The sequence below is a fragment of the Mycobacterium sp. Soil_C_30 genome (genome assembly GCF_057656995.1).
On record NZ_JBDGJH010000006.1, the window covers coordinates 153,993 to 171,041 of the forward strand.

The following is a 17,049-nucleotide window of genomic DNA, read 5'->3' on the forward strand; positions in this document are numbered from 1 at the left end:
TGTTCATGGCGGTAGCCGCTTCGACCGGGGTCCGGCCATCAGGGGCCCCCACCTCGCGATCGACCCCTCCGCGCAGGAGTTACCTCCCCAGCTTCTCGGCGCGCAAAGCCGTCTCGGCACTCTGGCGCCCGTTGACCTTCGTGGCCGTCCTGCTCGCCGCGTGGTGGGCCGTCACCGAAGCCGAACTGGTGGCGCCCTACATCCTCCCCTCGCCGCTGGACACCTGGCAGACCGCGCAGGACAACGCGGCCTACCTTGCCCAGAACACCTGGGTCACCGGCTGGGAGACCATCGTCGGCTTCGTCATCGCCGCGATCATCGGCGAGTTCGTTGCCGTGGTGATGGTGTACTCGTCGAACCTGGAGAAGACGCTCTACCCGTTGATCCTCTTCGCCCAGGTGATCCCGAAGATCGCCATCGCGCCGCTGTTCATCGTGTGGCTGGGCTTCGGTACCTCGCCGAAAATCCTTGTCGCCGTGCTGATGGCGTTCTTCCCGATCGTCATCTCGGGCCTGGCCGGCCTGCGCTCGGTGGATCCCGAGATCCTCGAGCTCACCTCGACCATGGGTGCCAGCCGGTTCAAGACCTTCATGAAGATCCGGTTCCCGGCCTCCCTGCCGCAGCTGATGTCCGGCCTGAAAGTGGCGGCCACCCTCGCCGTCACCGGTGCCGTCGTCGGCGAGTTCGTCGGCGCCAACGAAGGATTGGGCTACGTCATCCTGCAGGCCAACGGCAACGTCGACACCGCCATGCTGTTCGCGGCGCTGATCATCATGTCCGCGCTCGGAATCCTGCTCTTCGCCGTCATCGAGATCGCCGAGAAGCTGCTCATTCCCTGGCATTCCTCGCGCCGCGGAAACGCCTCGGCCACCTCCTGACCCCACCACCCGACCAAGAAACCCGGAGGCACTCATGAGCTTTTCCCTGAACATCCGACGCGGCCGCACCCTGGCGGCGGCCGCCGTGGCATCCCTGGCGCTGGCCGCGTGCGGTGGCGGCGGCAGTGGCGAACCGGCCGCCCAGTCGTCGTCGGCCGAGGGTGGGGCCACGCCGGCCACCCTGATGCTCAACTGGTACCCCTACGGCGAGCACGCCCCGTTCTATTACGGAGTGCAGGAGGGCATCTTCGCCAAGCACGGCATCGACCTGACCATTGACGCTGGTCAGGGTTCCACCAAGACCGTGCAGGCCATCGGTTCCGGCCAGGCCGACTTCGGTTGGGCTGACACCCCCGCCGTACTCAGCAACATCGACAAGGGTGTCGGCGTCAAGAGCGCCGGTGTCTTCCTGCAGACCACGCCGTCGGCCGTGCAGGTCTTCGCGGACTCCGGCATCGAGACACCGGAGGATCTCGTCGGCCGCACCATCGCGGTGTCCGCCGGCGACGCGCCCACCACCACCTTCCCCATCTACCTGGACAAGGTGGGGGTACCCGCCGACCAGGTGACCCAGCAGAGCCTCGATGCGGCGGGCAAGGTGGCCGCCATGCTCTCCGGCCGGGTCGACGGCCTCATCGGGTTCGCCCACGATCAGGGCCCGACGATCGCCAACAAGAGCGGCAAAGAGGTTCGCTACCTGCGTTATTCCGATGCCGGCCTGAACTTCTTCAGCAACGGGCTGATCGCCAACACCTCCACCATCGAGGACAACCCCGACCTGGTGCAGTCCATGGTGGACGCGACCAGCGAGGCCTTCACCGCGGCCGCTGAGAATCCGGAGGCTGCCGTGGACGCCATGGCCGGCAAGGACCCGCAGATGCCGCCGCGCGATGTGCTGCTGCAGCAGTGGGAGCAGACCATCCCGCTGCTGACCACGCCCGCCACCGCCAACCAGGCTCCCGGCTTCAACGCCAAGGAGGACTGGACCACCACCATCACCACGCTGACCGACGCCGGACTGCTCGAGTCCGCGAAAGATCCCTCCGAGTACTGGGATTCGTCGTTCGCCCCCAAAGCCGAGCAGTAGAAAGGGCGGGACATGACCAGCGCGACGATCGAAGCACCCGAGACCACTGTGACCTCTGACGCCATCACGATCGAGAATCTGAACGTCACCTTCAAGTCCAAACGGGCCACCACCAACGCCCTGACCGATATCGATCTCAAGGTCGCCGATGGCGAGTTCGTCTCGATCGCCGGGCCGTCGGGCTGCGGGAAGTCGACCCTGCTGAAGGTGGTCGCCGGCCTGACCGATGCCACCAGCGGCGAGGTCCGGCTGCGCGGCAACCGGGTCCGCGGCCCCCAACGTGAGATCGGGTACGTGTTCCAGCGCGCGGCGCTGCTGGAATGGCGTTCGGTGCGCAAGAACATCCTGCTGCAGGCCGAGATGCGCGGTATGCCCCGCCAGGTCGCGCAGCGCCGGTGCGACCATCTCATCGAGATGACCGGCCTCAGCGGCTTCGAGAACGCACTGCCGCACGAGCTCTCGGGCGGTATGCAGCAGCGAGTGTCGTTGTGCCGGGCTCTGCTTCACGAACCGCAGGTGCTGCTCATGGATGAGCCGTTCGGTGCGCTGGACGCGCTCACCCGCGAGAAGATGAACATCGAACTGCACCGCATCTGGCGTGAAACCGGCACCACCGTGGTGCTGGTCACCCACTCGGTGGCCGAAGCGGTGTACCTGGCCAACCGTGTTGTGGTGATGAGCCCGCGCCCCGGCCGGATCGTCGAGTCGCTGGATGTCGAGCTGCCCGCCGAGCGCGATTACGCGGAGACCATGGAGCGCCCGGAGTTCATCAAGGTCGCCAACCGCGTGCGGGATCTGCTCGGAAGCTCGTCCGCCGCGGACTGAACAGCCATGCCGGTACCCGGGGAGGTGGTCCCCGGGTGCCGGCATCCCATTTGGTTCACTGGATCCCATGCGCGCAGTACAGATAGCCCGGTTGGACGGTCCCGAAGCCGCTGAGGTGGTGGAGATCGACGAACCCACCGCCGACGGTGTGGTGATCGAAGTACATGCCGCCGGGGTGGCCTTCCCCGACGCGCTGCAGTCCCGGGGGCTCTACCAGTACAAGCCCGACCTGCCGTACGTGCCCGGTAGTGAGCTCGCCGGTGTGGTCCGCAGCGCGCCGGCCGATGCGCACGTGACCGCCGGGGACCGGGTGGCCGGGCTGACCATGCTCTACGGCGCGATGGCCGAGGTGGTGACACTGCCGGCGGACCAGGTGTTCAAGCTCCCCGACACCGTGTCCTTCGAGGCCGGTGCCGGCCTGCTGTTCAACGACCTGACGGTGCTGTTCGCCCTGCGCCAGCGCGGTCGGCTGGCGGCCGGTGAGACCGTGTTGGTGCACGGCGCCGCCGGCGGTATCGGTACCTCGACGTTGCGGTTGGCCCCGGCTCTGGGCGCGGAGCGCACCATCGCGGTGGTGAGCACGGAGGCCAAGGGCGAGATCGCCCGCGCCGCCGGGGCCACCGACGTCGTGCTGGCCGAGGGGTTCAAGGATGCGGTAAAGGAGCTGACCGGCGGCCGCGGTGTCGACATCGTGCTGGATCCCGTGGGTGGTGACCGGGTCACCGACTCACTGCGGTCGTTGGCTCCCGGTGGCCGGCTGCTGGTGGTCGGCTTCACCGGCGGCGACATCCCGACCATCAAAGCGAACCGGTTGCTGCTCAACAATGTTGACGCCGTCGGGGTGGGCTGGGGCGCCTGGACGATGACGCACCCGGGGTACCTGGACAAGCAGTGGGCCGAGCTGGAACCCCTGCTGGCTTCCGGTGCGCTGACCGCGCCGGAGCCGGAGGTCTATCCGCTGGAGCGGGCCGCCGAAGCCATCGCCGCGCTGGAGAACCGCAGCGCCAAAGGCAAAGTGGTGGTCAAGGTTCGCTAGGTCCGGCCTCAGCCGAGGCCGGAATCGGCGATCACCGGAGTGCCGTCGAGGTCCTCGATCTGGAACCAGCGTCGCTCCGAGGACGTCGAGCCGTTCTGCATCACATAGGTCAGCTGCGCGGACACACTGGTGTCGTCGCGGGGAGACACCGAATCGACGCTCACCGAACGGACCGAGGACCAGAATCTCTGGTACTCGCGGCGCCCGCCCGTCTGCTCTTGATAGCTGTCGGACAACATCTTCCACGCACTGCCGGTGTCATCCGGCAGTCGGGCGTAATAGCTGGTGACCACATCGCGCATGGCTGCGAAACCCTCCGGGGTCTCGGTGGTCGTCGTGGTGGTGGTGGTGGTCGTGGACTGGGTGGTGCTCGTGGCCGGTGGAACGGTCACCGGTGTGGTGGCGGCGGTGTCATCGGGACCGGACTGTGAAGTGATGACCAGCGCGGCAATGACGATGACGGCGACGACGCCGGCGATCACCAGGGGCCAGAGCAACGCATTGTTGCGGCCCGGTGAGGCGGTGACGGGCGCGGCGGCGGGCACAGGCGGCGGTGCGCTGGGCGCCGGGGCGGACATGGCGCGGGTTCCGCGGCGGCCGTGGTGCAGATGGGTCTGCAAGGACTGCACGAACTCCTCGCAGGTGCGGAATCGGTCGCCGGGGTATTTGGACAGCGCGATGGCAAACGGAACGTCGAGCGCCGCCAGCTCAGGACGCGTCGAGGCCAGCGACGGGGGCGGCGAGGTGAGGTGCTGGGTCATGACCACCGCGGCACTGGGGTCATCGAAAGGTGGCGCACCGGTCAGCAGCTCGAAAGCCGTTGCCGCCAGCGAATACTGGTCGGTGCGTCCGTCCAGCGGTTGGTTGCGCAGCTGCTCCGGCGAGGCGTAGTGCACGGTACCCAACGCCATGTTGGTGCGGGTGAGTTGGCTGGTGTCGGTGATCGACCGTGCGATACCGAAGTCGGCCAACAGGATTCGGCGCCTGCCTGCCACCGGCCTGCTGAGCAGGATGTTGCCGGGTTTGACGTCGCGGTGCAGCAGACCGCGGGCGTGCGCGTAATCGAGGGCCTCGGCGATGGCGGCGACGATCTCGACCACTTCGGCGGGCGGCAGCCCACGGGGGTGGTATTCGCGCACCAGGCGCCCGGCGTCGGTGCCGTCGATGTAGTCCATCGCGATCCAGAGCTGGCCGCGGTCCTCGCCGCGGTCGTGCACGCCGACGATGTGCGGGTGGTACAGCGAGGCGGCCAGGTCGGCTTCGCGGCTGAACCGATCGCGGAAGGCGGTGTCGGCCGACATGTGTGCGGGCAGCACTTTGAGCGCGTCGTGCCGGGGCAGACGCGGATGCTGGGCCAGGTAGATCTCGCCCATTCCGCCGGAGCCGATCATCTGCAGAATCCGGTACCCGGCAAACTGCTCGCCACTGGTCAGCGGCATGTACAAGCCCCCAGCAAACCCGTGGTCACGGTATGCATCGGTTTCCTCCTCACTGCAGGGTAGCGAGGCCGGAATACCCGGCCCGGTCACACCTGTTGCCGGGAGGATGAGCTCTGTGACTCCGCCCACATTCGACCCGCACACGCTTCTGGCCGAGACCCGCCTCGGGGTGCTCGCCACGATCAAGGCGAACGGCCTGCCGCAGCTGTCTCCCGTGACGCCCTTCTACGACCGGGCGGCCGGCATCATCTACGTCTCGATCACCGAAGGGCGCGCCAAGACCGCCAACCTGCGTCGTGACCCGCGCGCGGCGCTGGAGGTCACCCGGACCGACGGGTGGGCGTGGGCGACGGCGGAGGGCGCGGTGACGCTCACCGGGCCCGGAGCCGACCCGCACTCCACAGAGGTCGAGGCGCTGGTCGACTACTACCGCAGCGCCGCCGGTGAGCACCCGGACTGGGACGAGTACCGCGCCGTGATGGTCTCCGATCGGCGGGTGCTGATGGCGTTGACGGTGGAGCGGGTGTACGGAGAAGCGCTCCGCTGAGCGAGTCGAGGTCGCGAGGGACGAGCGGCCGATGAGCTCGCGAACTGGTGACCTGAGCGAGTCGAGGTCGCGAGGGACGAGCGGCCGATGAGCTCGCGAACTAATGACCTGAGTCCTGTCGGTGCCGTGTGCAAGGGTCGTCGTTGCCTACGATCGTCACGACGCCCGACCGGATAGGACCACCGACCATGCCAGCACGCGCCGCACGTACGCGCCGGGCTACTCAGCCGCTGCGTGTGGTCGGCGGCACCAACGCGCCGTTCTCACTGCACCGCGGTGACGCGCGCGACGCCTACGCCACGTGGCCGGCGCCGGACACCATCATCAGCGACGGTGCCTACGGTGTCCGCGGATTCCACGGTGACACAACCGATTCCGACGGTCTGGTGCAGTGGTACGACGAACACATCACGGCGTGGACGCGGGCGTCGCACCCAGGCACCACGTTGTGGTTCTGGGGCACCGAGGTCGGGTGGGCGACGGTGCACGCCGAACTGAATCGGCGCGGCTGGGACTACGTGCAGACCATCGTCTGGGACAAGGGCCTGTCGCACATCGCGGGCAATGTCAACGGCAAGACCATCCGGCAGTACCCCGTCGTCACCGAGGTGTGCGCGCTCTACCAGCGCCGCTTCGAGGTGCCGACCGAAGACGGGGAGGTCTTGGGCGTGCAGGACTGGCTGCGCCACGAATGGCTGCGCTCGGGGCTGCCGCTGTATCTGTCCAACGAGGCGTGTGGGGTGCGCAACGCGGCCACCCGCAAGTACCTGACCAAGGACTGGCTCTGGTATTTTCCGCCCGGTCTGATGGTCGAGCGGATGGCCGCCTTTTGCAATGAGCACGGTTTCGAGTCCGGCCGGCCGTACTTCTCCCTCGACGGGGTGGCCTCGGTGACGGCCGAGCAGTGGGACGTGATGCGCTATCCGTGGACCCACACCCACGGACTGACCAATGTGTGGCGGCGCGGGCCGCTGCACGACGGCGAGCGACTCAAGGGGTCGATGCGCCGGTCGGCGCCCCGGGTGTACAAACCGACCCGGGCGTCGTCGGTACACCTGAACCAGAAGCCGCTGGAGTTCATGGAGCGGTTGGTGCATGCCGTCACCCGCGAGGGTGACGTGGTGTGGGAACCGTTCGGGGGGTTGGCCTCGGGGTCTGTGGCCGCCGTCGCGCTGGGCCGTCGCGCCTTTGTCGCCGAACGGGATCCGCACTTCGCCGAGATCGCGCACGAGAGGTTGAGCGACGCCGTCGCCAACCGGCACATCGCCGCCGAAACCGACGCCATCGAGGCTGACAAATGACAGCGAGTTCTCGATGACGCTGTTCGGCGGGTATATCGCGCCCACCCCGCCGGTGCGCGAAGATCCGGATCCGGCGACCCCGCGCGGCACGCTGGTCGGCGACGTGCGCGACGCTCTGGCCGCCCTGCCCGTGCACTTCAGCTCGCAGACGTTCATCGAGGGCCTGGAAGCGGGCGATCTGTTCTCCTTGAACTCGATGCTGGGCGGCAGCATCGAGATCCAAGTGGTCGAGACGTTGAACCGGCTGCGCGCGGTGTGGGATCCCGACGGTGCCTGGGCCGAGTACAAATTCGTCCGCTCCGCGCAGACCTTTCCCGACGTCCGCCTGGTCACCAACAACGCCACCCTGATCGCCGCCGGGCACGGTGTGGCCATGGGCATCGAGCTCAAGGGCTGGTACCTGCTGAGCCGTGAGTCCGAGCCGTCGTTCCGCTATGCCGTCAACCGCGAAGTGTGCGATGTGCACGACCTGTTGGTGGTGGTGCCGTGGCACTTGAAGAACGTGCTGTCCGGGCACCCGATGGTCTACAAGCCGTTCGTCGAATCCGCGCGTTACGCCGCCGATATGCGCAACCACTACTGGTCGGTGGGCCGGCGCGCCAAGGACGCCGAAAGCGGACACGAAAAGAGCGACGACTACTACGCCATCAACCCGCCGCCGGATCCACGGCCGTATCCACTGCCGAAGACCAACATCACCGACAAGGCCAAGCAGGACTCCGGCGGCAATTTCGGACGGGTGGCGCGGGCCGAGGGGCTGATCGACAGCTACGTCAACGAGATCCTGGGCGAGCGGGTAGCGGGTATCGAGGCCGGGCACTGGGTGCGGTTCTTCAAGACATACGCCGAATCAGCGGAGCGAGAAGAGCTGAACGCCAGGATCGTTCGGCAGATCGCGCGGTACCGGCAAACCCAGCGCCTGGACACCGACGAACTGGAGTCGCTGCTGCGCGAATGGGTCAACCGGCTCCCGGACTACTGAGGGGCAGCGTAGCGATCGGCGAGCCCGCGCATCCGCGTCGCCGCGGCGTCGGCACGAGCGGCCGCCTCGTTGACCACCGCGATGATGTCCCTGTTCCTGGCGAGCAGGAAGAGCTGGAACTCGCGTGCTCCGGCGGCCGTGTCGAGGGCCAGCAGATGCTGTTGGGCCACCGCGTTCTCGATCTCGGCGCCGATGGCATCGAGTCGCCCGAGCGCGTCCATGGTGACGGCGTGGGCTTCGGCCACTGCGGCGGCCAGCGTCTGATCGGCGGCCACCAGGGCGTTGTGGCGTGCGGACAATGCGTCACCCACATCCGCGAGCGCGGACACCGATGAGTCCGCATGCTCCGCCATGCTGCGAAGGTACTCCCGGCGCAAATCTGTGACAATTCACTTCGCGGCCCCCGTCACCACGGGCGGCGGATCACCACATCGGAACCCATGCGGCTGATTCGCACGTTCGCGCCCGCATGCGGTGCTTCCACCACCATTCCGTTGCCGATCGCCATCTGCACATGCCCGGCGTGAGGAAACACCAGGTCGCCCGGCTGCACGTGGGTGCGCGGCACCGCGAACCCGTCGTGGATCTGGTCATAGGTGGTGCGGTCCAGGCTGATTCCCGCCTGCCGGTATGCCCACTGCACCAACCCGGAACAGTCGAAGCGATCGGGTCCGGTGGCGCCCCAGACGTAGGGCATGCCCAGTCGTGACAGGGCCGCGCGGACGGCGATCTCGGCTCGGCTCCCCGGCGCAGGAACACTCACCGGCCTGCGCAGTCCGCGGTATCGCAACAGCAGCAGTACCGCCAGACGCCGACGCGCCCGCCGGCGCGCGGCCAGGACATGCTGCTGTTGGGCGCGCAGTCGCTCAACGGTCCGCCGCACCGCCTCACGCTGCGCCACGGGCGAATCGGTGGCTGCGCCCAGGTCGGCCCGCGCGGCCTCCAAGACCGATCGGGTGAGGGCCCGAGCGAGCGCGTGGTCCTGCTGGGCCCGGGCCACCAGCGCGGCGAACTCCGTATCGGTGGCTGCCGTACGCCGTAGGACGTCTCGGGCAATATCGACGGCCCCTCGGTAGCCACCTTGTCCTGCAGCGGTATTGAGATCTGCGGCCCGTCGCAGAGCGGCGTCGAGATGGTCGATGCCGGTGGCCGCAGGGGCCGGTCTGGCTTCGGCGGCGAAGAGGCTGTGAGCGCGGGCGAGGATGTCGAGCTCACTCATTCTCGCAGCCTCAGGCCGCGGAGCGCGGATCGATTCGCAGCGACGGCAGATGGATCACCGTCGCCACCGCCGGCAGCACCTCCGATTGCCGCCGTTCGAGAAGTGCGGCGTTCTCGGGTAGCTGCCGGGCGCTGATCTCGCCGGCGGCGATCTTGCGCAGCGTCTCGTGCGCAGCCGCCAGCTGGTGTCGCTTGCGGTACTGGCCGCCGGGCAACTTCACCCCGGCCCACACGCCGTATTCCTCGCCGTGGTCGACGGCGCGCTGCGCGCACATCCGCTGCTGGGCCAGTGGGCACCGGCGCAGGCACATCGTGCGCGCTTCGACGGCGGCCGATTCGTAGGCACGGGCCTTGGCGGCGCCATCGGCGTCGTCGTCATCGGAATAGCCGAACCACAAGTCGGGATTCGAGGCGCAAGGTCGGTCCATGTGAGCGTCTCCTCAGATCGAAGCGATGACAGAAGCGTATATGCAAGATGTCGATGTGGCAAGAAACGGAGACAAAAACATATATAGAAAGGAAGAGGACTGGCTCTGTGTACGATTCGTCCATGTCCGGAGCGCAGGCGTGAGCCGGGAAGCTGCCGGCGCCGCTCTCCGCGCGTTGCGGGAGTCGCGGGACTGGTCGTTGGCCGACCTCGCCGAGGCCACCGGTGTGAGTGTCATGGGTCTGAGCTACCTGGAGCGCGGCACCCGTAAGGCTCACAAAGGCACAGTTCAGAAGGTCGAGAACGGTCTCGGCCTGCCGCCCGGCACCTACGCACGTCTGGTCCTGGCGCAGGACCCGGACGCCGAGTTGGCCCAGCTGCTCGACGCCCGCCCGGTCGCGGAGCCCGCCGCGCCGGTGGTGGTGACACGTCGCGCGGACACCGAAGTCTTCGAAGGGTTCGCCGCAGCGCACCTCGAGGCCATCAACTCGGTGATCGACCGGCTTCCCCCGCCTACCTCAAACGAATACGAAAACGTGGTTCGTTCGCTGATCGACCAGTGTGTGAAGGCCGAGTTGCTGGCGGCCAACTCGTGGCGGGTCGCGGCGAATGCCGAAGCCGACCCACACGGCCAGCTGATGGATCTGATCAAGGCACTCGAGAGCACCCGGTCGGGGTTGATGGCAAGGCTGCCGGGCAGCCTCGGTGCCCGCTTCGACCGCGCGTGCGCCGCGTCCGGGTTACCCGAGCACGTCCTGGCCGAACTCCTCGGCGTCTCGCCCGAGCAGATCTGGTCGATCCGCAACCACGGAGTCATCCCGCCCGGCGCCCTGGGCCGGATCAGGTCGTTCGCCGACGCCGTCGGGGAGTGAGGGTCATCGTCGGGCGATGGTGGGCAACGCCATCGCCGTCGGTCAGTTTCACACCCGTTCGCGGATGAGCTCCAGCGTGCCGAGCTCGCGGATGGCCCGGCATCCGCGCTCGAGCATGGTGAGCACCATGTCGTCGCCGCGTTCGGTGGCGGCCGAGAAGGCGAAACCGAAGGTGGTGATCAGCGGGATCTGCGGCATGCCCAATCGGTAATCAGCCCAACAGGTTTCGAGGTCGTAGCCGGTGACGCCATAGCGGACGAGTTCGTGGTGGTAGTCCTCGACGAGCGTGGACTCGGCCTCGGCCCGCAGCTCGGGGACCAGGCTCGTGCCGGCGAAATAGGCGAGGTCGCGAGCCGGCAGTCCCACCGTGAGCGTCTGCCAGTCCACCACGGTGACCTGGGTGCGGTCCGGATCGAACAAAAGGTTGTCCAGCCGGTAATCCCCGTGCAGCAGGCTGAACCGCTCGGGCTCCAGCAGCAGCCACGGGCCCACCAGCGCGGCGGTCTCGGTCAGCGTCTGCCGGTCCTGGACGGACACCCGCTCACCCAGCCGTTGCAGCGTGGTGTCGGCCGCCATGACCGCGAGCTCGCCCAGGCCCCGGGCGAAATCGGCGTCCGGCCGCGGCATGGTGGCGCCGGTGAATGTCAGCCAGTCGGGGTCACACCAGCGTGGCCCGTGCAGACCGGCCAGCGCTGGGGCGGCAAGCCGGGCCTCTTCCAGGGTGCAGCCGGCCAGCTGATCACCTTGGACGGCCGGAGCCAGGTCTGCCAGCAGCATCACGAAATCGGCCCCGTCGCGGTCGATTTCGCAGTGATAGCAGTGCGGTAGCGGTAAGGCCAGAGTGTGGGCCACTTCGGTGTAGAACGCGTGCTCGGACTTGTAGCCCAACGCCACTCGCTCGCGTACCGCCTCGTCCTGGGAGGGCAGCTTGACGATCAGGGTCGCCGGGAATTCGGTGGGCCCGGCGTAGGTGACTGCCACACGGTAGGTGGCCCCGGTCTGCCCGGTGCCCACCGGGGTGACCTCCGCGCCGGTCACATCGGTTCCGAGCACGGATGTCAGCCACTGGCTGGTGACCTCGGCGGGGCCGGCGGGGATCGCTGCAATGGTGGCCACGGGCACCTCCTCGTGAGTGAATTAGAACACGTTCTAGGACGCCCGAGAATGTCGGACCCCCCTCCTACCGTGGCGGCATGACCGCATGGATCAACACCATCAGCGCCCAGCACGTCGCCCGCGGCGTGGCCGGCGGCTTCACGCAGGCCGACCACGGAAAGCCGGACCGGCTCAAACGGCTGGCCCGTGGCGATTGGATCGTCTTCTACTCGCCCAAGACCGACTATCCGGAGGGTGAACCGCTGCGCATGTTCACCGCCCTCGGGCAGGTCGTCGACGACGAGCCCTACCAGGTGGAGGTATCGGCGGATTTCAAGCCGTATCGCCGCCGGGTCGAGTTCGTCGATTGCACCCCCGTCCCCATCCGCCCGCTGATCGAGGAGCTCGACTTCATCGAGGACAAACAGCACTGGGGCTTCCGGTTCCGCTTCGGCCTCTTCCGGGTCAACAGCCACGACTTCGAAGTCATCCGGACAGCGTTGACGCGACGGGTTGCCGCCTGACAGGTCAATGCTCGGTTGTCCTATCGTGACGGTGGTGAGCACCGAGGACGCATTCTTCGCAACCGAAGACGGCGACGTCTTCACGCCGAGTTCGTTGGCCCAAGGCCCGTGGGGCGCCACCATCGGGGGCCAGCTGGTCAGCGGGCTGTTGGGCTGGGCGGTGGAACGCGACGCCGGCGATCCGGACTTCCTGCCGGCTCGCCTCACCGTCGACCTGTTGCGACCTACGTTCCTCGAGCCCGTCCGTGTCCAGACGACGGTGCAGCGGGAAGGCAAACGGATCAAGGTGGCCGATGTCGCGCTGATCCAGCGCGACACGGTCGTCTCCCGCGCCAGTGCGGTGTTCCTGCGCCGCACCGCCGAACCCGACGCCACCGTGTGGTCGCCGCAGCTGAGCATGCCACCGTTGCCCGACGAGCCTGCTGAACTGCCGCCCGGCCCACCGATGTTCCTGTGGGCCTACGGGGCCAATCCGGACTCCGGCGCGCCCGGTCTCGACGCCACGGAGTGGCAGCAGTCCGAACACCAGAAGTTCGCCTGGATCCGCCAGGTGCGGCCGCTGGTCGCCGGTGAGAAGCTGACGCCGTTCACCCGCGCCGTGATGTGCGGTGAGGTCACCAGCCCGCTGACACATTGGGGCACAGGCGGTTTGCGACACATCAACGCCGACTACACGCTCACCTTGAGTCGGCTACCGCAGGGCGAGTACGTCGGGCTGGCGGCGGTGAGCCAGCACAGCGCCGCCGGTATCGCCACCGGGACGGCCACGGTGTTCGACACCGACGGCCCGATCGGCACCGCGGTCGCAGTCGCACTGGCGCAGCCACCCGAGGCGTTCAGCCCCCGCAACACCACCGCGTAGGAAGGATCAGCCGTGACAGTTCTGATCTCGGCAACCGAACTGGCCGACCAACTCTCGCGCCCGGACCTGCAAGTGCTCGACGTGCGGTGGACGGTCATGCAACCCGACGGCCGTCCCGACTATCTGGCCGGGCACATCCCCGGCGCGGTGTTCGTCGACATGGACACCGAGCTGTCCGATCATTCGGTGACCGGCCGCGGCCGACATCCGCTGCCCAGCCCCGCCGCTCTGCAGGCGGCGGCGCGGCGGTGGGGTATCAACCCCGGTGACACCGTGGTGGTCTACGACGACTGGAATGCCCAGGCCGCCGCCCGCGCCTGGTGGCTGCTGCGCGCCGGCGGAGTCACCGAGGTGCTGCTGCTCGACGGCGGCTGGGCCGCCTGGAAGCGGGCCGGATTGCCCACGGCGACAGGAGATGTCGCACCCGAGCCCGGTACCGTCACCATCTCGAGCCTCGACGCGCTGCCCACCGCGGACATCAACGCCGTGGCGGCCCAGGCGGCCGGCGAGGACCATGTGGTGCTCGACGCGCGTGCAGGCGCACGCTACCGCGGTGACGAGGAGCCGCTGGATCCGCGGGCCGGACACATCCCCGGTGCGGTGTCGGCACCGACCTCGGAGAACCTCAGTGCTGACGGCACCTTCCTCCCCGTCGCCGAGCTGCGGGCGCGGTTCGCGGCGGTGGGTGCCGACGCCTTGCCGGTGAGTGTCTACTGCGGCTCGGGTGTCACCGCCACCCACCAGATCGCCGCCTTGGCCATCGCCGGGTACGACGCCGCCCTGTTCCCCGGCTCATGGTCGGAATGGTCATGCGACCCCGACCGGCCGGTGGCCACAGGCGCCGCATGATTCATTAGAGGAAACGGTGTACTTACTGGCAACTCGTCATATTCGATTCCGCTGCATTCCTGCCGATGCGCCGGCAGTGCATCAGTCGAGATGTGGCCATCGTTGACCGGAAATGGCAGGCGGTGCAGTGGTGGTCTTTCCATCGGCCAACTTGGACCGTCATCGCCAGCGGGAACGGCCCAAGCTCGTCGAACTCGAGCATCTGAACCTCGACCACCCAGCCGTTGTCGCGGCAGCTAAGAACCTCAACCGGCCTCGATAGACAATCTGGCTCCGGAAGCGGATCAGCGACCTATTCGACGCCTACAGGTTTACGCGCATATTCGGGCCAGCGGCAATGAAAACCGTTGAACCACAGGACGTACCTTCCCGAACCAGCGCGCCAACGCCGGCTCTTGATCAGAGCTATGACATTCAGATCATCCTCGGGAAGATGCGCCCACTCTCACGCCCCCACATCGAGGCTCATCCACAGGTTCTGATCATTGCTCGTCGTTGAGGCACCCTGATCGCGACCTACTGGGGCAGGCACCAGCATCGGCGTTTCCCGTTACTTCATCGTCGCAGTCTTCTACTACAAGATAGAGAACGCCCGCTGTTGTGGTCGACGCCTTCGGTCCGACCGGGACCGTCAGTCCCGATCCGTCCCCGGAATCATGGGCCAAGTGTCCCGGGCTTAGGTGCCAGAGCGCGGATCTTGAGCGCGAGGTGCAGCATCAGGCGGTCGGAACCGGAGCTGAGGTCGCACCCCGTCACATCCTCGATGCGCCTGAGACGTTGATAGAACGTGGCACGGTGCACGCAGGCGACGCCGGCGGCGCGACGGACGTCGCCGGCGTGGTCGAGGAAGCACTCGAGGGACTCGAGCAGGGTCCCGCGATCGTCCGCGGCCTGAAGGGCCTGGAGGGCCTGGAGGGAGGATACGGCCGCAATGTCGCTGCTGTTCATCCGCAGCAGCAGCTGGTACGGACCGAGGTCGGTCCACCTCGCGAACGGCGAGAACGACGTCACGAGGTCCGCGGCACGGGCCGCCATCAAAGCCTGACGGTATGAGAGATGTAGGCTGCCCAACTCCTTGACCACGTCGCCCAGACCGAAGGTCACGTCAGGTTCGTCCGACGTTCCTGTGGCCAGGCGGTCGGCAATTTGGCTGTGCAACGATTTGACGCGAAGGTCGGACCACGGCTCGGCCCCGGCGAGCAGCAGCCAGGCACCCGCCGGACCTGCGACCGCCATGGCCGTGCCAGACGGCAGTCGTCCCGCGGCCTCTCGGACCGCCTGTTGCAGCTCGGGGTCGCCCGTCGTAGTGCTGGCCAGAGTCGTCCGCACCGCTAGCACCTGATACGGCTGTGCGTGCTCGGGAAAGACCTGTTCAGCCAGTAGGTCTTCGACCGCCTGAGACCGTGCTGCTTCGTCTGAGGAGACCAACTCGCGCAGCATAGCCTCGTGGCGGTTACTCAATCGTTCGTGGATGAGCCTACTGCGGAAGAGGAGTACGCCCGCCTGGGCGGCTGCGGCAATGGCCCGGTCGACGTCCTCGGTCGCGATGGGATGGGCCGGCCACTCGATGAGCCACATATACCCCAGCGGCAAGCCGTGATACCGGACGGGCACACACAACCTGCGTCTCAGGCCCAGCTCGGAGTCTTCGATCCACCCAGGCTCCGTCCAGTCCGCGATCCCCATGCCTAAGATGTGCTCGACGACCGATCTCGGAACTTCACGATTGAGGATCGAGCTAGATCGCAGCTCGTCTTCCTCTCCGAAGTGGCGACTCGATGCCATAAGCCGCATGGACGTGTCATCTACGGCGACTGATCTCTGGAGACGGTAGGCCAGGTCGTCCACGATGGCTTGCACGGTGTCGAAGTCCATGGTCGCCAATGTCGATGGCCCATGACGCCGGTCGGGCCTGACGAAGTCCTCTCCGGTGCGAGATATCACCGTACCGCTCCTTGGTTCGAATGCCCGTCGCGCAATCATGCGACTATCGGTTTCGGGCGGGTAAGCCGATGGTATCGGGCTTCGGCGGTTGCGGGGAGTTGACAGATGTCGTGTCAATGGATTCGAAGTCGCGCCGGTTGACCCGCGGCGTGCTGGCCGCCGAGATCGACTCGGCCCGTCGACGTCTTGGTCCAGGGCGCCATCGTGAACGTGTTCGAGCAATGCAGCGCGAGACGGCGATACGCTACTTCACACCTCCCGCAGCCTCGCGGTGGTGCGAAAGGTGGACCCGGGAGGCCATCCGTCCCCAGGCCATAGCTCACGACCCGTGCCGATGTGGACCGCACACCTGAGCCGAGCCGCACAGTTCATTGATCGGAGCGAAGGTTCGAGGCCCGCTCGCTGACCCGACAACTGTCGATAAATCCAATCTCATGGGGTGACATCTCGCTATGGCCGGTTGTCGTTGTCTAGATCACACTTCAGAAAGGCGGTGAACGAGACCGATCAGAGATGGTGGCATCGCCGCCCGAGGCTGGCCGCCAATCGATGACCGGACGAAGGGAACCACATGCTCAGACGAGTGGTCTCGGCGAATGACGAGCACGGCAATGCGGTCTTTGTCGAAGACTCCACCATCGAGGCTCGATCGGCAGAGGCAATGCCCGGTGTGGCCATGCACCACATCTGGGGCGCCGACCAACGCGTTCTGCCACGGGATGGCTCGCAGCCGCCGTGGCACAGCCACTTCCCGCCGACCGACGGGTGGCGTTTTGTGCTCCTCACTCTGCAACCGGGACAGGTCGCTGCTCCGATCGACGATCCGGCAGAGAGCCAGCTCGCGGAGCTGGAAGAGGCCTTCCCCGGCCTCCTGACCACCGTCGAGCCCGGGACGGACGGCATGCACACATCGGAGACGATCGACTTGGTAGTCGTGGTGGACGGCCCAATCACTCTGGAGCTCAGCGACTCGCAGGCCAAGGAGCTGCACACCGGCGACGTGGTCGTGCAGGTCGGCAACGTGCACCGGTGGGTCAACCGGAGCAGCAAGCCCTGTGTTGTCGCCGCTGTGGTGGTAGGCGTCAGGTACGAAACCAGAACCTCAGCTGATTCCTGAACTGCGACCTAGTGAGGGATGCCTCGTGAGTAGTGAGAACGTGAAA

Annotated in this window: 18 protein-coding genes; 12 read left to right on the plus strand and 6 right to left on the minus strand. The window is 67.1% G+C overall.

What is annotated here, in order from left to right:
• Positions 1 to 5: 5 nt before the first annotated feature.
• The 4 genes from AC3A6P_RS13660 (at position 6) to AC3A6P_RS13675 (ending at position 3,826) form a co-directional block, all read left to right on the plus strand.
• Positions 6 to 878, plus strand: a complete 873-nt coding sequence (locus tag AC3A6P_RS13660; RefSeq protein ID WP_487692105.1) for an ABC transporter permease — start codon at positions 6 to 8, stop codon at positions 876 to 878.
• Positions 879 to 912: 34 nt separating this feature from the next.
• On the plus strand, positions 913 to 1,965 hold the full coding sequence (locus AC3A6P_RS13665; protein WP_487692106.1) for an ABC transporter substrate-binding protein: 1,053 nt from the start codon (positions 913 to 915) through the stop codon (positions 1,963 to 1,965).
• A 12-nt stretch (positions 1,966 to 1,977) separates the two neighbouring features.
• On the plus strand, positions 1,978 to 2,790 hold the full coding sequence (locus AC3A6P_RS13670) for an ABC transporter ATP-binding protein (RefSeq protein ID WP_487692107.1): 813 nt from the start codon (positions 1,978 to 1,980) through the stop codon (positions 2,788 to 2,790).
• A 67-nt stretch (positions 2,791 to 2,857) separates the two neighbouring features.
• Positions 2,858 to 3,826 carry an NADPH:quinone oxidoreductase family protein gene (locus AC3A6P_RS13675; RefSeq protein ID WP_487692109.1) on the plus strand — a complete coding sequence of 323 codons (969 nt, stop codon included), beginning with the start codon at positions 2,858 to 2,860 and terminating at the stop codon, positions 3,824 to 3,826.
• Positions 3,827 to 3,834: 8 nt separating this feature from the next.
• Here AC3A6P_RS13675 and AC3A6P_RS13680 read toward each other — a convergent pair whose 3' ends face one another.
• Complete coding sequence (locus tag AC3A6P_RS13680; protein ID WP_487692110.1) at positions 3,835 to 5,265, minus strand: serine/threonine-protein kinase; 1,431 nt, start codon at positions 5,263 to 5,265, stop codon at positions 3,835 to 3,837.
• A 106-nt stretch (positions 5,266 to 5,371) separates the two neighbouring features.
• On the opposite strand from AC3A6P_RS13680, the gene AC3A6P_RS13685 reads away from it, so the two are divergent.
• The 3 genes from AC3A6P_RS13685 to AC3A6P_RS13695 all read left to right on the plus strand — a co-directional run bounded on the left by AC3A6P_RS13685 (position 5,372) and on the right by AC3A6P_RS13695 (position 8,095).
• Positions 5,372 to 5,812, plus strand: a complete 441-nt coding sequence (locus tag AC3A6P_RS13685; protein WP_487692111.1) for a PPOX class F420-dependent oxidoreductase — start codon at positions 5,372 to 5,374, stop codon at positions 5,810 to 5,812.
• Between the two features lie 188 nt (positions 5,813 to 6,000).
• The gene (locus AC3A6P_RS13690) at positions 6,001 to 7,113 is read left to right on the plus strand and encodes a DNA methyltransferase (RefSeq protein ID WP_487692112.1); all 1,113 of its coding nucleotides are present in this window, start codon (positions 6,001 to 6,003) and stop codon (positions 7,111 to 7,113) included.
• Between the two features lie 13 nt (positions 7,114 to 7,126).
• The gene (locus tag AC3A6P_RS13695) at positions 7,127 to 8,095 is read left to right on the plus strand and encodes a hypothetical protein (protein WP_487692113.1); all 969 of its coding nucleotides are present in this window, start codon (positions 7,127 to 7,129) and stop codon (positions 8,093 to 8,095) included.
• On the opposite strand, the gene AC3A6P_RS13700 is transcribed toward AC3A6P_RS13695, so the two are convergent.
• Genes AC3A6P_RS13700 through AC3A6P_RS13710 form a run of 3 tightly spaced genes read right to left on the minus strand, consistent with a single transcriptional unit; the run spans position 8,089 to position 9,741 of the window.
• Entirely contained in the window at positions 8,089 to 8,448 is a 360-nt protein-coding gene (locus tag AC3A6P_RS13700) for a DUF4226 domain-containing protein (protein ID WP_487692114.1), read from the minus strand. The two genes, AC3A6P_RS13695 and AC3A6P_RS13700, sit on opposite strands and share 7 nt — an antisense overlap.
• 53 nt (positions 8,449 to 8,501) lie before the next feature.
• Positions 8,502 to 9,314 carry a C40 family peptidase gene (locus AC3A6P_RS13705; RefSeq protein ID WP_487692116.1) on the minus strand — a complete coding sequence of 271 codons (813 nt, stop codon included), beginning with the start codon at positions 9,312 to 9,314 and terminating at the stop codon, positions 8,502 to 8,504.
• 10 nt (positions 9,315 to 9,324) lie between these two features.
• On the minus strand, positions 9,325 to 9,741 hold the full coding sequence (locus AC3A6P_RS13710) for a WhiB family transcriptional regulator (protein WP_487692118.1): 417 nt from the start codon (positions 9,739 to 9,741) through the stop codon (positions 9,325 to 9,327).
• A 139-nt stretch (positions 9,742 to 9,880) separates the two neighbouring features.
• Between AC3A6P_RS13710 and AC3A6P_RS13715 the strand changes: the two genes are divergently transcribed.
• Positions 9,881 to 10,612: a helix-turn-helix domain-containing protein gene (locus AC3A6P_RS13715; RefSeq protein ID WP_487692120.1), complete on the plus strand. Its 732-nt coding sequence runs from the start codon at positions 9,881 to 9,883 to the stop codon at positions 10,610 to 10,612.
• A gap of 48 nt (positions 10,613 to 10,660) precedes the next feature.
• On the opposite strand, the gene AC3A6P_RS13720 is transcribed toward AC3A6P_RS13715, so the two are convergent.
• A complete protein-coding gene (locus tag AC3A6P_RS13720) occupies positions 10,661 to 11,728 on the minus strand; it encodes a phosphotransferase family protein (protein WP_487692121.1) in 1,068 nt (355 codons plus the stop codon).
• A gap of 77 nt (positions 11,729 to 11,805) precedes the next feature.
• Here AC3A6P_RS13720 and AC3A6P_RS13725 point away from each other — a divergent pair, with 77 nt between their 5' ends.
• From AC3A6P_RS13725 to AC3A6P_RS13735, 3 genes are read left to right on the plus strand one after another with little or no spacing between them, the layout of a single operon-like run.
• Positions 11,806 to 12,231, plus strand: a complete 426-nt coding sequence (locus AC3A6P_RS13725) for an EVE domain-containing protein (protein WP_487692122.1) — start codon at positions 11,806 to 11,808, stop codon at positions 12,229 to 12,231.
• Between the two features lie 34 nt (positions 12,232 to 12,265).
• Positions 12,266 to 13,093, plus strand: a complete 828-nt coding sequence (locus AC3A6P_RS13730; RefSeq protein WP_487692123.1) for a thioesterase family protein — start codon at positions 12,266 to 12,268, stop codon at positions 13,091 to 13,093.
• 12 nt (positions 13,094 to 13,105) lie between these two features.
• A complete protein-coding gene (locus tag AC3A6P_RS13735; RefSeq protein ID WP_487692124.1) occupies positions 13,106 to 13,942 on the plus strand; it encodes a sulfurtransferase in 837 nt (278 codons plus the stop codon).
• A gap of 654 nt (positions 13,943 to 14,596) precedes the next feature.
• Here the strand turns inward: AC3A6P_RS13735 and AC3A6P_RS13740 are convergent.
• Positions 14,597 to 15,817, minus strand: a complete 1,221-nt coding sequence (locus AC3A6P_RS13740; RefSeq protein ID WP_487692125.1) for a PucR family transcriptional regulator — start codon at positions 15,815 to 15,817, stop codon at positions 14,597 to 14,599.
• A gap of 640 nt (positions 15,818 to 16,457) precedes the next feature.
• Between AC3A6P_RS13740 and AC3A6P_RS13745 the strand changes: the two genes are divergently transcribed.
• A complete protein-coding gene (locus AC3A6P_RS13745) occupies positions 16,458 to 17,003 on the plus strand; it encodes a cupin domain-containing protein (RefSeq protein WP_487692126.1) in 546 nt (181 codons plus the stop codon).
• The last annotated feature ends 46 nt before the right edge of the window (positions 17,004 to 17,049 follow it).